This is a genomic window from Rhodococcus erythropolis R138 (genome assembly GCF_000696675.2).
Lineage (GTDB): Bacteria > Actinomycetota > Actinomycetes > Mycobacteriales > Mycobacteriaceae > Rhodococcus_F > Rhodococcus_F erythropolis.
The window spans coordinates 2,369,115-2,384,111 of record NZ_CP007255.1 but is presented as its reverse complement, the minus strand read 5'-3'; the positions used below and the strand labels follow the sequence as shown (position 1 = coordinate 2,384,111).

Here is a 14,997-nt window from a genome sequence, read left to right as displayed (position 1 = left end):
TGCGCGGTTAGGGAGTCCCTGCACTCCTTAACCGCGCACGGGGCTATTCGCCTCCAGCCAGCCGAACGAAGGCTGCTGCGTCGAGCATCTCGCCACGTGTCTGTGGCTCGATACCGGCAGCGAGGAGCCGTCGCTCGGCCTCGGCAGGCGAACCTGCCCACCCGCTGAGCGCGGCACGCAAAGTCTTGCGGCGCTGCGCGAATGCGGCGTCGATCGCCGCAAAAACCTGCTTGCGGTGTTTCTCGTCCAGCGGCCACGGCGGCTCCGCATACCGGTCGATACGAACCAGACCTGATTCCACCTTCGGCACCGGCCAGAACACGTTGCGTCCGACGGCACCGGCGCGGCGAACCTCGCCGAAGAAGTTGGCCTTGACGCTGGGAACGCCGTAGATCTTGCTTCCCGGATCAGCCGCCAGGCGATCGGCAACCTCGGCTTGCACCATCACGAGTGCGGTCCGCAGACTCGGGAGCGATGCGAACAGATGCAACAGCACCGGCACCGCGACGTTGTACGGGAGGTTCGCGACAAGCGCGGTCGGCTCGCCTGGAATCTGTGAAGGCAGCACACGCATCGCGTCCGCTTCGACGACGGTCAGTCGATCGGCAAGCTCCGGCGCTCGCTCGGCGACCGTCTTGGGAAGGCGAGCCGCAAGGTTGGGATCGATCTCGACCGCGATCACACGATCGACGACGTCCATCAGCGCCATCGTCAGCGAACCGAGACCCGGCCCCACCTCGAGAACGACATCGTCACGAGTGACGCCTGCCGTGGTGACGATGCGTCGCACGGTATTGGCGTCGTGAACGAAGTTCTGCCCCAACTGTTTCGTGGGCCGGACACCGAATTCCTCGGCAAGAGCGCGCACCTCGACCGGACCGAGCAGGGCTGCCTGCCCGCGCGGAGTAGCGATGGGTTCGTTCGATTGTTCGGCGTCTGACACCAGTAGAACTTATCCCAGTCCGAGGCGACCCGAGCACGACGGCCATGCGCCCCAGCCCTGAGTGCGCTGCGTTTGCGTCGCGATCGCGATCTGCTCCTCACGGGTTGCGAGGTCGGCGCGAGGCGCATACTTCAACCCGCCCTGCCGTTCCCACGTGTTCTGGTCGAACTGCACGCCGCCGTAGAAACCGTTGCCGGTGTTGATAGCCCAGTTGCCGGTGGCCTCGCACTGCGCGAGCGCGTCCCACGTCGAACCGTTCTCCACGGGCGGCACCTCGGTGCCCGGCTTCGTTCCCACGCGCACGACCTTCGGCTGCGCCGGTGTGGTGATCGTCTCCGATACCTGTGTACGTCCGGCCTCGACACCGTTGACGAGATTCACGGCGAACGTCACGTCACGCACGCCGGGAACGCCCGGATTCTCGACGATCGTGCGACTCTGGTTCATCGTCGGATCCTCGATGCGCTGATCCGGCGGATCGAGCGGCAAGGTCTCGACCTTGTTCTCGGTGCGGTTGCGCGTCACCGTGACCTCGAGGCCCTCGGTCAGCGGAGCGTCGGCGGCGGGAACCACCGTGTCCGACTGCTCGAGCGGAGTGCCGTTGGCCGTAAGGAACTCGCCCACCGTCGGTGCCGCGATACGCACGTCGGCCGCCGCATTTGCGCCGTCGACCAGTTTTGCGACGACCGGTGTCAAGACGTCGAGCGCGGCGCCGTCGAGCGGGAGACGCTGCGAGCGCGACGCCGACACGTGCACATCCGCTGAGACATCCAACTGCTTGAGCGCGTCGTCGACGGTCAAGGCGGTGGTCCAGAGCTTCTGCGGCTGACCGTCGACCGTCAGCGTGATCTCACGAGCACGACGGAGCACCACGGTGTCGCCGTCGGACAGCGACGCGTCGGCCGCCGGAGCAACCGCGTCCTTGTCACCGATCGGGTAACCCGCGTCCTCGAGAGCGCCGTCGACGTTGGTCGACATGGTGCTCAGGTGAATCTGCTCACCGTCGACGTCGAGGGTGATGGTCTTGTGCCGGACGACGGCCAGAACGCCACCCACGAGAACCGTCAGGAGAAGAGCGGCGATCGCCGAGTACAACAACGGCGACCTGGTCGAGTTGATCTTGGCGAACGGTGACATGGGTTCCTGAGTTCTGTGTGGAGTGTGGGCGCGTCAGCGCAGGCCCAATTTGCTGGTGCAGGACGGCCACGCACCCCAGCCCTGACCGGCGCGGACCTTCTCGCCGATCGCGATCTGCTGTTCACGTGATGCGAGGTCGGCGCGCGCTGCGTACTGACCGCCGCCGAATGCTTCCCAGGTGCTCTGGGTGAACTGAAGTCCTCCGTAGAAACCGTTGCCGGTGTTGATGGCCCAGTTTCCGGTCGCTTCGCACTGAGCAATGGAGTCCCACGTCGACGCGTTGGACACAGCGGGCGCGGAAGTCTGCTTGGTTCCGACCTTCACCACTGCTGCGACCGGTTCCTTGATCACTGTCGCGGACAGTTCGGTTCGTCCAGCCTCGACGCCGTTGACGGTCTTGACCTCGACGGTGGCCGTGCGCTCGCCGGCAACACCCGGGTTTTCGACGACGGTCTTGTCCTTCTCGAGCTCGGGATCTTCGACCTTGTTCTCGGGCGGCGCGATCGGCTGCGTCTCGACGCGAGTGTCCGTGCGGTCGCGGGTGACCTGGATGGTCAGGCCGTTGGTAACGGGTGTGTCAGCGGTGGGAACCACCGAGTCGGCCTGCTCGAGCGGCGCATTCTTGGCCGCGAGAAGATCACCGACGGTCACGGCGGCGAGCTTGATCTCGGCCGCCGGAGCACCACCGTCGCTGACGCTGACGGTCTTCGGGCTGACGACGTCGAGCTCGGTGCGTTCGAGGGGCAGACGATGCGAGCGCGAAGCCGAGACTGCGAAGTCGTCGGAAACATCTACCTGCTTCAATGCCTCGTCGACCGTCAATGCCGTGGTCCAGATGGTCGTCGGCTGACCGTCCACGGTCAGCGCCAACTCACGGGCACGGCGCAGTACGACGGTATCGCCGTCGGACAGCGAGGAATCGGCGCTCGGAGCGAGCGCGTCCTTGGGATCGACCGGGTATCCGGCGTCCTCGAGAGCGGTACCGACGCTGCTCGACATCGTGGACAGCGAAATCATGTCGCCGTCGACGTCGAGGGTGATCGTCTTGTGCCGAACCACGGCGAGCGCACCTCCGACAATGAGCGTCAGAAGCAACGCACCCACCACTGAATAGAGAAGTGGTGACTTCGTGGAGTTGATCTTGGCAAAAGGCGACACAGGAAATCCCAAGGCAGACGACGTTCGATCACAATACGGTAACGACCGAGCGTTGTATCGGCAACCAAATCACAACGAAATGCGACTTTTGTCACGGAACGGCAACGGCGTGTCGTGTGTTCTGCACTTTCCGGCTCCGATACCCGTGTATCGATTCAGCTCTGGGCGCAGTATGTTCTCGTCTGGTTCAAAGCAGTCCGGCGATCCCGGGCGCGACAGAAGAAAGCTGGGCGATAGTGCGAAGAAGATTCGACAGACCACGTAATGCCAGGTGGCCGATCCTGGCCATCCTGCTGGCGCTGATCGCAGCGCTGTTCGCCCCCGGAATCGCGAGCGCGCAACCCGGTCGCACCTACACGATCGCCACCGATCTGACATTCGCCCCGTTCGAATTCGAGAACGAAGACGGCAAACTCGTCGGCATCGACATCGATCTCCTCAACGCGATCGCCGAGGACCAAGGTTTCAAGGTCGATATCAAGCAGCTCGGCTTCGACGCTGCGCTTCAGGCCGTGCAGGCCGGGCAGGCCGACGGCGTCATCGCCGGCATGTCCATCACCGACGCCCGCAAGCAGGTTTTCGACTTCTCCGACCCGTACTTCGAGTCGGGCGTGCAGATGGCAGTCCTCGAGACCGACAACGACGTGAAGGCGTACGAGGATCTGAAGGGCAAGCGCGTCGCGGTCAAGAACGGCACCGAGGGCGCCAGCTTCGCCGAGTCCATCAAGGACCAATACGGCTTCACCACAGTCTATTTCGCCGACTCCGCCAGCATGTACGACGAGGTCCGCACCGGAAACTCCGTCGCAGTCTTCGACGACTACCCCGTCCTCGCCTACGGCATCACTCAGGGCAACGGCCTCAAGACGGTCACCGAAAAAGAGGTGGGTGCGAGCTACGGCTTCGCCGTCAACAAGGGGCAGAACGCCGAACTGCTCCAGATGTTCAACGCTGGACTGCAGAACCTGCGCGACGACGGCCAGTACGACGAAATCGTCTCGACCTACCTCGGTCAGGGCGCGTCGACGTCGGACAACTCCATCATCGGCTTGATCAAGAGCACCTATCCCCAGCTCCTCAAGGGCCTGTGGTTGACGATCGTTCTCTCGGTCGTCTCGATCGCGATCGCTCTGGTCCTGGGTGCGATCTTCGGTCTCTGCCGCGTGTCCACCAACATGTTCGTCCGAGGTATAGGCACGACCTACGTCGACATCTTCCGCGGCACACCGCTGTTGGTGCAGGCGTTCTTCATCTACTTCGGCATCCCGGCAGCCCTGCATTTCCAGATGTCCGCCTTCACCGCAGGCATCATCACGCTCTCGCTCAACGCCGGTGCGTACATGGCTGAAATCGTCCGCGGCGGCATCTTGTCCGTCGACAAGGGACAGATGGAGGCGTCACGAAGCCTGGGCATCAGCTACATGAAGTCGATGCGAAAAGTCATCATGCCGCAGGCAATTCGCACGATGATCCCGTCGTACATCAACCAGTTCGTCATCACCCTCAAGGACACGTCGATCCTGTCGGTCATCGGACTCGCCGAGCTCACTCAGACAGGGCGCATCATCATCGCGCGCAACTTCCAGTCGTTCAACATGTGGCTGATCATCGGCGTCATGTACTTCATCATCATCATGGCGCTCACCAAGCTGTCGAACCGCCTCGAGAAGAGGATCAACAAGTGACCGAAACAGCCGTCAACATGGGCAAGTCCGACACCGAGGTCAAGATTTCGGTCAAGGGACTGAAGAAGTCGTTCGGCGACAACGAGGTCCTCAAAGGCCTCGACGTCGACATCAAGAGCGGTGAAGTGGTCTGCGTCATCGGGCCTTCCGGTTCGGGTAAGTCCACCTTCCTGCGCTGCCTCAACCGCCTCGAAGACATCACCGCCGGCTCCGTGCGCGTCGACCAGTTCGACCTCACGAACAAGGACGTCGACATCGACAAGGTGCGCCAGCACATCGGGATGGTGTTCCAGCACTTCAACCTGTTCCCACACATGAGCGTCGTCGAAAACGTGATGCTCGCCCCGGTGCAGACCGGGCGATCGACCAAGGATCAGGCTCGCGAGATCGCCGTCAAACTGCTCGGCCAGGTCGGTCTCGCGGAGAAGGCAGATGCCAAGCCCGCCAGCCTGTCCGGTGGGCAGAAGCAACGCGTGGCCATTGCCCGCGCACTGGCGATGAGCCCGGACATCATGCTCTTCGACGAGGCCACCAGCGCTCTCGACCCGGAGATGGTGGGAGAGGTTCTGCAGGTGCTTCGTGACCTCGCCAAGCAGGGCATGACCATGGTCGTCGTAACCCACGAAATGGGCTTCGCCCGTGAGGTTTCCGATCGAGTCATCTTCATGGCCGATGGATACATCGTCGAAGAAGGCAAGCCGGAGAACCTGTTCGGCAACCCCCAGCAGCAGCGCACCCAGGACTTCCTGGCGAAGGTCCTGTAGGGGCAAGCCCCCTGTGCGCCTTTTTGGTAGTGGGGACTACCGGAAAGGCGCACGGGTGGTGGCCAATTCGACGACAACGGCCGTCTCCATCCAGCCACGCCGACCGGCAACCAGCGACGACATGCCGCGAAAATGTGGTGGGACCTTCTCGACTCGAACGTGATCGATGCTCCCAGGTACCAACACCCAGTGTCTGGGTTCTTGTTCGACAAATTCCCCGCGCTCGAGTCGGATCGAGAGAACGATCCCGGCAGTAGGTTCCACGTCGTCGGGAAAGATTCCTCCATGAACCGACCCGTCGAACCACAGCGAGTCAGGTATCGGGTGCAAAGCCCACGAAGATTTTTCGCCGACCACCGGCAACGGTGCACAGCACTCTAATTCCCACGTTTCGATGCGGACTGTGACCACGTTGTAGTCATTCATCTGAAATACCCCGCGCAGTAGACGGACCGGGACACGACGATCCCGGGCGCGGAGTTACCTGTCGAACCAGAATAGCGTCAGAGCTTGTAAACGCGCTCCGCTGTCGCCGTGGACGCCGCTGCCAGGGCCTGCGGATCCTCGCCGCGGATGTCTGCGAGCGCACGCACTGTGTACGGCAGGCAGTACGACTCGTTGGGCGCACCGCGGAACGGGTGCGGCGTCAAGAACGGCGCATCCGTCTCGACGATCAGCTGATCCGACGGCACCAACAGCGCGGCCTCACGCAGCGCCTTCGCATTCTTGAAACTCACGGTTCCCGAAAAACTCAACACGTACCCGGCGGCGATGCACTCCCGCGCCATCTCCGAATCCGAGGAGAAGCAGTGGAACACCACTGTCTCCGGCGCGCCTTCCTCGTTCAGCACCCGCAGCAAGTCCTGGTCGGCTTCGCGGTTGTGAATCATCAGCGTCTTACCGAGACGCTTCGCCAGATCGATGTGCCACCGGAAACCGTCGACCTGCTCCTCGATCGTGGCGCACCCTTCGAGCTTGCCTGGCCAGTAGAGATCCAGCCCGGTCTCCCCCACCGCGACGACCCGCGGATTGGACGCCAACCGTTCGATCTCGACCCTGGTGTCGGCATCCAGGACGTTCGCCCTGGTCGGATGGATTGCGACGGCTGCGTAAACCCTCGAATCCCAGTTCGCAGCGTCGACGGCAAAGCGTGCAGCATCGAGGTCGTCGGCCACCGTGACGACCCGTCCGACGCCGACGGCCTCGGCTCGATCGACTATTTCGGCCACGGTCGCAGCGTCGTGTGCGCCACACGCGTCGAGGTGCGTATGGGCGTCGATCAGAGGCGACAAGGGCTCAGGGGCATCGGGGGCGGGACGGTCTTTGCTCACGCCCGATAGAGTAAGCCCACCATGACTGTGCCTGCCTCACCCTCCCAGACCCCGCGCCCGGACTCCGCCGCCCCGGAAGGCGCGGAACGATCGCCGTTCTACATCACGACAGCGATCGCGTATCCCAACGGCGCTCCGCACATCGGCCACGCGTACGAGTACATCTCCTCGGACGCGCTCGCCCGCTTCAAGCGTTTGGACGGTCATGAAGTGTTCTTCATGACCGGTACCGACGAGCACGGTCTGAAGATGCAGCAGACAGCGATCAAAGAGGGCATCGACGTACGCGAACTCGCGGCTCGAAACTCCGACGTGTTCCAGAATCTCGACAAGGTCCTGAACATCTCGTACGACCGGTTCATCCGCACCACGGACGCTGATCACCAGGTCGCCAGCAAGGCGATCTGGGAGAAGATGGCCGCATCGGGCGACATCTACCTCGACACGTACTCGGGTTGGTACTCGGTTCGGGACGAGGCCTTCTACACCGAAGCCGAGACCACGCTTCTGGAGGACGGCACCCGTCAGTCCACCGAGACCGGCACCCCGGTGGAGTGGACCGAGGAGTCGAACTACACCTTCCGTCTCTCGGCGTACGGGGAGCGTCTCCTCGCGCTGTACGAAGAGCACCCCGAATTCATCGCCCCCACAACACGCCGCAACGAGATCGTCAGCTTCGTCAAGGGCGGCCTCAAGGACATCTCGATCTCGCGCACCACGTTCGACTGGGGCGTCAAGGTCCCGGGCGACCCGGACCATGTCATGTACGTCTGGGTAGACGCCCTCACCAACTATCTGACCGGTGTGGGTTACCCGAACGTCGATTCGGAGGAGTTCAAGAAGTTCTGGCCCGCGAGCCTGCACATCATCGGCAAGGACATCACGCGGTTCCACACCGTGTACTGGCCGGCATTCCTCATGTCTGCCGGCATCGAGCTGCCGGAGCGGGTGTTCGTCCACGGCTTCTTGTACAACAAGGGCGAGAAGATGTCGAAGTCCGTCGGCAACGTCGTCGACCCCATCGCGATGGTCGATCAGTACGGCCTCGACGCCGTCCGCTTCTTCCTGCTCCGCGAGATCTCGTACGGTCAGGACGGCAGCTACAGTCACGAAGCGATCGTGACGCGCATGAACGCTGATCTCTCGAACGAACTCGGCAATCTCGCGCAGCGTTCGCTGACGATGGTCGCGAAGAACTGCGACGCCCAGGTACCCACCCCCGGTGAGTTCACCGAGGACGACCTGGCGATGCTGGCATCGGCGGATGCCCTGCTCGCCAAGTGCCGCAGCGAGTTCGACGTGCAGGCTCTACACCTCGCGCTGGAAGCCATCTGGGGCGTGCTCGGCGAGACCAACCGGTACTTCTCCAAGCAGGAACCGTGGGTTCTGCGTAAGACCGATCCGGCACGCATGGCGACGGTTCTGTACGTGACGCTCGAAGTGGTCCGTATCGTCGGGCTTCTCGTTCAGCCGGTGATGCCCGACGCGGCGTCACGCATCCTCGATCTGCTCGGCCAGAGCGAAGAGAACCGACAGTTCGCCGACATCGCGGTACGCATCGACGCGAACCGGAAACTGCCTGCTCCGGCGCCAGTTTTCCCCCGCTTCGTCGAGGAATGAGCTAAGCGAAAGTGCCGCACGTGGGGTCCGAGATATCCGGTTACAGGCGGATGTGTCGGACCCCACGTGCACACTCCAGCCATGACGACGAATAGAACATACATTCGAACCAGCGCTTCGGCGCAGACACTGCCATGGAACGGAGCGCGGGTGTCCACTCAGGAGGTCAGCCCTCAATCCGTTTCCGCGGTGCGAGATCTCGTTTCCGAACTGTCCGCGGCGTACGACCGCGGATGGCAGCCGGCGGATCTGATTCATCTGGCGCGTCGAAGCAAAGAAGCGTCCGACGCCGATCTCGCCGCCACCACCATCCTGTTCGATGCGAAAGCGTCGCGCGCCTCCGATCGCGCACCGCTCGAATGGGTGGGGCAGTTGCAGACGATCGGCGAGCAGTATGCGAAGTCTCGACGCATCGCTTCTCGAATCACCGTGGACGACGACGTTTTTCGCTCCCTCGCGGCCGGCCTTCTGTTCCAGGATCCCTACTTCCTTGTTTCGCAGATCGTCGACGTTGCGCGATCGTGGATGCGCCTACCTCAGTGGACGGTGTTGCTCGCGCCACCATCCACCTGGCCGTCGCAACGGACCGACACCAGCTATGCCGGCGTCGGCGATACCGAGGTCGACGCCAAGGTACTCAAGCGAATTCGTGGATTACTCGCCAAAGCGGAAGCCACCAACTTCGCGGAAGAAGCCGAGATTTTCACCGCGAAGGCTCAGGAGTTGATGACCCGGTACGCCATCGATTCCGCGCTGCTCCACTCTCGCGCCGGGGTCACCGACACATCCGTGAATGCCCGACGCATTCACATCGAGAACCCGTACGTGAAGGAAAAGGTTCACCTCCTGACCGAGATCGGCGAATCGAATCGAGTCAGGACTGTCTGGTTCAGCGACATCGCACTCGCGACCGTCGTCGGCACTCCGGTCGACCTTCAGCAAGTCGACATGCTGTTCACTTCCTTGCTCGTACAGGCAACCCGTGCAATGCAATTCGCCGACTCGAGCAATCGTGGCGGCTCACGCACCACCTCGTTCCGCAAGGGATTCCTGGCCGGGTTCGCCAGCCGCATCGGACACCGTCTGCGAGACGCCGGCACCAAAGCCACCGCCGAAGCGGCCGACGCGGCATCGATGGACGTCGCGGATCTTCTGCCGATCCTGGCCACCACTTCCGAGGCCGTCGACGCCGAATTCGATCGATTGTTCCCGACAACCCGCAAAACTCGCGGACGGTCCGTCGACGCCGAAGGCTGGCACGCTGGCCAGGCTGCAGCCGACGACGCCAACCTGCGTCCCGGCGCACCCGCCGTGAACCGCTCCCGCTAGTCCTTTCGAGCGGCCAGGACCGTCTCGTACAACTCACGCTTGGAGACTCCGGCCGTTGCGACCAGAGCACACGCGTCCTTCAATCGTGCTCCCCCCTCGACCAGCCTTTCCACCTCGTCGACCAGATCGGCAGGATCAGATGCCACCAGCACTGCGCCTTCGAGCACCACCGTGATCTCTCCGCGAACGCCCTCGGCCGCCCAAGTAGCTAACTCTCCGAGAGTGCCGCGCTTCACTTCCTCGTAGGTCTTGGTCAATTCCCGGCACACGGCCGCGCGGCGATCGGGCCCGAGAACTTCCACAGCATCTGCGAGGCAGTCGGCAAGGCGATGGGGTGCTTCGAAGAACACACACGCTCGCTGCTCGGTTGCCAGGGCCGAAAGCCAGGTCTTGCGCTGCCCCTGCTTTCGCGGCGGGAATCCGTCGAAGCAGAACCGCTCCACCGGCAAACCCGAGAGTGCCAGCGCCGTCGTGACCGCCGACGGGCCCGGGAGACACGTGACGGCGAGGTTCTCGGCTACGCAGGCGGCAACGAGGCGATATCCGGGGTCACTGACCGACGGCATGCCTGCATCGGTGACCAGCAGGACGGTCTTGCCTTCGGCCACGTCGGCGACCAACGCGGGCAGCCGCGAAATCTCGACCTGGTCGTAGAAACTGACGATCTTCCCGGTGATGGTTACCTCGAGCGCGGACGCCAGAGACTTGGTGCGTCGTGTGTCCTCCGCAGCGACGACGTCGGCGGTTGCGAGAGCAGACCGAAGACGCGGGGATGCGTCACCGACATCTCCCATGGGTGTTGCGGCGAGTACCAAACGACCAGTCATACCTGACAGCCTACGATTGCCAGGTGACTGTGCAGACGGACGAGCGGCCAACGCCCGCCACGAGCGATCGGGTAGTGCGTAGTCCCGGCCCGCTGGTACCGGATCCTGATTTCGGCCCGACCGACAGATTGCGCGGCTGGATCGTCACCGCTTTCATCACCGCCATCGCGGCGATCACCCGCTTCACGATGCTCGCCTACCCGACCGACGCCGGCACACCTGTATTCGACGAGAAGCACTACGTTCCGCAGGGCTGGCAAGTTCTGACCGGCGGTGGCATCGAGGACAATCCCGGTTACGGATTGGTGGTGCACCCGCCGATCGGTAAGCAGATGATCGCGATCGGCGAAGCACTCTTCGGTTACAACGGTTGGGGGTGGCGATTCTCGTCAGCCCTGGTCGGGACGCTGATGGTCCTGCTGATCATCCGGATCGTCCGCCGCATGACGCGGTCCACGCTGATCGGGGCGATTGCCGGAATCCTGCTCATCGTGGACGGCGTCACCTTCGTCTCCTCACGCCTCGGGATGCTCGACATCTTCCTGGCATTCTTCGTCCTTGGGGCGCTCGGATGCCTGGTGGTCGATCGCGACCAAGTCCGCGAACGAATGGCGAAGGTATACGAGGAAGGTCGAATCGGCGATTCCGCCTGGGGTCCACGGCTGGGTTTCCGGTGGTGGCGGTTCGGCGCCGGCATCCTGCTCGGTCTGGCATGCGGAACCAAGTGGTCCGGCATGTACTTCATTCTGTTCTTCGGATTGCTCAGTGTTGCCTTCGACCTGTCAGCGCGCCGCGCATACCGCGTGCAGCGCCCCTGGGTCGGCACCGCGGTTCGCGACATCGGTCCAGCTCTGTATGCGCTGGTGGTCATTCCGCTCGGTGTGTACCTCGCGAGCTACTGGGCCTGGTTCACCAGCGAGACCGGCGTGGACCGTCACGCCGTCGGTAACGAGATCGGTGAGGGCGGCACGTGGAGCTTCATTCCCTCCGCACTGCGTTCACTCTGGTACTACAGCGGAAACGTTCTCCAGTTCCATGCCGGTCTGACCAACTCCGCCGGAAACCACCACCCGTGGGAGTCGAAACCGTGGACGTGGCCGATGGGGCTACGACCGATGCTCTACTACTACGCCGACGGCGAGCAGGTCACCGGTTGCGGGGCCGCCAGCTGCGTCAAGGCAGTGATGCTGATCGGCACACCGGCGATGTGGTGGCTGGCACTACCGATGTTGGCGTGGGCGATCTGGCAGACGTTCGTGCGCAGGGACTGGCGATACGCCGTGGTCCTGACGGGCTACGGCGCCGCTTACCTTCCGTGGTTCGCGACGCTCGACCGCCAGATGTACTACTTCTACGCAGTTGCACTCGCCCCGTTCATGGTCATGGGATTTGCGCTGGTCCTCGGCGATGTTCTGGGCAAGGCGAGCGCGTCCGTCGAGCGTCGTACCACCGGACTTCTTGCGGTCAGTCTGTACATCGGTCTGGTCGTGGCCAACTTCGTCTACCTCTGGCCGATACTCACCGCCATGCCGATCACGCCGGAATCGTGGCAAAACCATCTGTGGCTGCCTAGCTGGAAATAGTGGGACAGACGAAGGAGGCACCGAACCTGGTTCGGTGCCTCCTTCGCTTCACGATTACTCTGTCGGCTTACCGACGCGACGTCCCCGCCTCGGGCGTAGGAGAGCACGTTTCTGCTCCTTCGCCGCAATGATGATCGGGTCGTGCGAAAGATCCTTGTACAGCGAGAAGCACAGTCCGATCATGACCAGCACGAACGGCGCCGCAGCGATGATCGTCATGGTCTGCAAGCCGTCGAGCGCTTCGGAGCCACCGGTCCACAGCAGAAGCGCCGCGACGCCACCGGTCAACATGCCCCAGAAGACCACGACCCAGCGACTCGGTTCGAGCGTTCCGCGCTGCGAGAGCGTCCCCATCACCATCGACGCAGCGTCTGCGCCGGAAACGAAGAACACTGCCACGAGCAGCATGACGAGGACAGTCGTCACTCCGGCCAACGGCAGATTGTCGAGCATGCCGAACAGTTGAGCCTCTTCCGAGCCTCGGCCGGACAAGCCGATTCCGTCACGTTCCTCGCCGATGCCCGCGCCGCCGAAGATCGCGAACCAGAGCAAGCTGACAGTCGTGGGAACGGCGATGACGCCGACGATGAACTGGCGGATCGTGCGGCCGCGGCTGATGCGTGCCAGGAACATGCCGACGAACGGCGTCCAAGACACCCACCATGCCCAGTAGAAGATCGTCCACGACGAAAGCCACGCGCCCGTTTCAGGATTCGATGATGCACCCGTGCGGGCGGACATCTGGGCGAGGTCGGAAACGTATGCGCCAATGGTCGTCGGGAGCAGATTGAGAATCAGCACGGTCGGCCCGAGAACGAACACGAACAGGGCCAAGATCAGCGCGAGCACCATGTTGATGTTGGAGAGCCACTGAATTCCCTTGGCCACACCGGAAACTGCCGAAGCGACGAATGCCAGGGTCAGCACCGCAACGATGGCCACGAGCAGGAATACGCCGGCTTCTTCCATCCAGCCGACTACCTCGAAACCGGAGCCGATCTGAAGTGCGCCGAGCCCCAAAGATGCTGCGGTACCAAAAAGTGTGGCAAAGATTGCCAGGATGTCGATGACCTTGCCGATCGGCCCTTCGGCCTTGCGACCGAGCAACGGAATGAAGGCCGAACTGAACAGTTGCTTGCGTCCTCGGCGATACGACCCGTATGCAATGGCAAGGCCCACAACGGCATACATCGCCCAAGGATGAAGACCCCAGTGAAACATGGTGGTGGCCATGGCAGTTCCGACGCCACCGTCGGTGCCGGGAGGCGGAGTCACGTAGTGCGCAAGCGGTTCCGCGACACCGAAGAACATCAGGCCGATCCCCATGCCGGCGCTGAACATCATCGCGATCCAGCTGACGGTTCGGAACTCGGGCTTCTCACCGTCCTTGCCCAGCGGAATGTCGCCGAATCGACTGACCGCGAGGTAGATGGAAAACAGCACGAAAGCCGAAGCTGCGAGTACGAAGAGCCAGCCGATGTTCGTCACCAACCAGCCGAGAACACTTCCGGTTACCGAATCGAGGTTGTCGGGAGCTACGAGGCCCCACACGACAATAGCCAGCACCGCGGCAGCCGCCACGGAAAACACCACGTAGTCGGTCCGAACGCCTACTCGAGTAAAGCCCGTCTCCGGGCGCTCTTCGTTGGCCCCGGAATCTTGTTCGGATCGATCAGATTTCGTCACCATAGATGACTACGTTCGTCACTTTATGGGCCAAAAGCAAGCCGGAAGGCGGGCTCAACGTCCGTTGAACCCGCCTTCTCACCCCGATCAAGCTGGGGTTTTAACCCAACCGTTGCCCTTGCCGATCAATCCGTCGATGCTGATGCGTCCTGCGCCGATCACAGCGATCAAGAGCGATCCGACACCGAGTGCGACGACGAGTTCGTAGCCACCGTTGTCGATGAAGACACCCTTGTCCGCGTGCACGATGAAGAACGCGCCGACCATGTCGAGGAACAGCAGCGCGCCGACGAGCGGGGTCAACAGACCCGCGATGAGCAGGATTCCGCCGCCGAGTTCGATGGATGCAGCCAGAACCGCAGAAATCTTGGGGAGCGGGGCGCCCATCCCTTCGAACGCGGCCTGCGTTCCGGCGATCTTGTAGGTGAAGAACTTCTGCCAGCCGTGGGCGATGAAGATGATCCCGAGGCCGACACGGGCGATGAGGAGTCCGAGGTCACGAGCAATCGACGAATTCATGAGCCAAGACTGACAGCTTTAAGTTGAAGCGTCAACTTAAACATTGTGTCATGCACCTCTCAATGCCGACTCCACCATGGCGACGATCTCACTGTCGGAGTACCCGAGCGAGCGGACCCTATGCGCAAACGCGGTCGCCGCCTGCTCGGCCTGCGCCTGCACCGGATCGGTCCCCGAAGCGATGAATGTCCCTTGCTTTCCCCTCGTTTCGATGACGCCCTGATCGCTGAGCGCGCGATAAGCCTTCGCGACGGTGTTGGCCGCCAATCCCAGCTCCGAGGCCAACGCTCGCACCGTCGGGATCTTGGTTCCCGCGATCAATCCGCCGCCGTGAACCTGCTCGATAATCTGTTGCCGCAGTTGGTCGTACGGAGCTGTGGAGGAATCGTGTTCGATTGCGATCTTCATCGTCACC

At 62.7% G+C, this 14,997-nt stretch carries 14 protein-coding genes; 5 read left to right on the top strand and 9 right to left on the bottom strand.

Features of this window, described 5'->3' with window-relative positions:
* Nucleotides 1–43: 43 nt before the first annotated feature.
* From rsmA to H351_RS11270, 3 genes are read right to left on the bottom strand one after another with little or no spacing between them, the layout of a single operon-like run.
* Entirely contained in the window at nucleotides 44–943 is a 900-nt protein-coding gene (gene rsmA, locus H351_RS11280) for a 16S rRNA (adenine(1518)-N(6)/adenine(1519)-N(6))-dimethyltransferase RsmA (protein WP_029255911.1), read from the bottom strand.
* Between the two features lie 9 nt (nucleotides 944–952).
* Nucleotides 953–2,080: a transglycosylase family protein gene (locus H351_RS11275; protein WP_020908607.1), complete on the bottom strand. Its 1,128-nt coding sequence runs from the start codon at nucleotides 2,078–2,080 to the stop codon at nucleotides 953–955.
* 33 nt (nucleotides 2,081–2,113) lie between these two features.
* Nucleotides 2,114–3,238, bottom strand: coding sequence for a resuscitation-promoting factor (locus H351_RS11270; protein WP_019744700.1), 1,125 nt, complete (start codon nucleotides 3,236–3,238; stop codon nucleotides 2,114–2,116).
* A gap of 236 nt (nucleotides 3,239–3,474) precedes the next feature.
* Here H351_RS11270 and H351_RS11265 point away from each other — a divergent pair, with 236 nt between their 5' ends.
* Both H351_RS11265 and H351_RS11260 read left to right on the top strand, forming a co-directional pair.
* On the top strand, nucleotides 3,475–4,923 hold the full coding sequence (locus tag H351_RS11265) for an amino acid ABC transporter substrate-binding protein/permease (RefSeq protein WP_019744701.1): 1,449 nt from the start codon (nucleotides 3,475–3,477) through the stop codon (nucleotides 4,921–4,923).
* On the top strand, nucleotides 4,920–5,687 hold the full coding sequence (locus tag H351_RS11260) for an amino acid ABC transporter ATP-binding protein (protein ID WP_019744702.1): 768 nt from the start codon (nucleotides 4,920–4,922) through the stop codon (nucleotides 5,685–5,687). The genes H351_RS11265 and H351_RS11260 overlap by 4 nt, the downstream gene beginning before the upstream one ends.
* A gap of 36 nt (nucleotides 5,688–5,723) precedes the next feature.
* Here the strand turns inward: H351_RS11260 and H351_RS11255 are convergent, their stop codons facing one another.
* Complete coding sequence (locus H351_RS11255; protein WP_029255912.1) at nucleotides 5,724–6,113, bottom strand: DUF6578 domain-containing protein; 390 nt, start codon at nucleotides 6,111–6,113, stop codon at nucleotides 5,724–5,726.
* A gap of 77 nt (nucleotides 6,114–6,190) precedes the next feature.
* Nucleotides 6,191–7,018: a TatD family hydrolase gene (locus H351_RS11250; RefSeq protein WP_029255913.1), complete on the bottom strand. Its 828-nt coding sequence runs from the start codon at nucleotides 7,016–7,018 to the stop codon at nucleotides 6,191–6,193.
* A 21-nt stretch (nucleotides 7,019–7,039) separates the two neighbouring features.
* Here H351_RS11250 and metG point away from each other — a divergent pair, with 21 nt between their 5' ends.
* A complete protein-coding gene (gene metG / locus H351_RS11245) occupies nucleotides 7,040–8,638 on the top strand; it encodes a methionine--tRNA ligase (RefSeq protein WP_019744705.1) in 1,599 nt (532 codons plus the stop codon).
* Nucleotides 8,639–8,719: 81 nt separating this feature from the next.
* On the top strand, nucleotides 8,720–9,967 hold the full coding sequence (locus tag H351_RS11240) for a DUF2786 domain-containing protein (protein ID WP_202022975.1): 1,248 nt from the start codon (nucleotides 8,720–8,722) through the stop codon (nucleotides 9,965–9,967).
* Here the strand turns inward: H351_RS11240 and rsmI are convergent.
* A complete protein-coding gene (gene rsmI / locus H351_RS11235) occupies nucleotides 9,964–10,794 on the bottom strand; it encodes a 16S rRNA (cytidine(1402)-2'-O)-methyltransferase (protein WP_021332320.1) in 831 nt (276 codons plus the stop codon). The two genes, H351_RS11240 and rsmI, sit on opposite strands and share 4 nt — an antisense overlap.
* A 74-nt stretch (nucleotides 10,795–10,868) precedes the next feature.
* On the opposite strand from rsmI, the gene H351_RS11230 reads away from it, so the two are divergent.
* On the top strand, nucleotides 10,869–12,377 hold the full coding sequence (locus tag H351_RS11230) for a dolichyl-phosphate-mannose--protein mannosyltransferase (protein ID WP_415651038.1): 1,509 nt from the start codon (nucleotides 10,869–10,871) through the stop codon (nucleotides 12,375–12,377).
* A gap of 54 nt (nucleotides 12,378–12,431) precedes the next feature.
* On the opposite strand, the gene H351_RS11225 is transcribed toward H351_RS11230, so the two are convergent.
* From H351_RS11225 to H351_RS11215, 3 genes are all read right to left on the bottom strand, one after another.
* Nucleotides 12,432–14,066, bottom strand: a complete 1,635-nt coding sequence (locus H351_RS11225) for a BCCT family transporter (protein WP_019744709.1) — start codon at nucleotides 14,064–14,066, stop codon at nucleotides 12,432–12,434.
* Between the two features lie 84 nt (nucleotides 14,067–14,150).
* The gene (locus tag H351_RS11220) at nucleotides 14,151–14,582 is read right to left on the bottom strand and encodes a DoxX family protein (RefSeq protein WP_003946228.1); all 432 of its coding nucleotides are present in this window, start codon (nucleotides 14,580–14,582) and stop codon (nucleotides 14,151–14,153) included.
* A 48-nt stretch (nucleotides 14,583–14,630) separates the two neighbouring features.
* Nucleotides 14,631–14,990 (bottom strand): GntR family transcriptional regulator, encoded by a 360-nt coding sequence (locus tag H351_RS11215; RefSeq protein WP_020970329.1) that lies wholly within the window; start codon nucleotides 14,988–14,990, stop codon nucleotides 14,631–14,633.
* Nucleotides 14,991–14,997 lie beyond the last annotated feature (7 nt).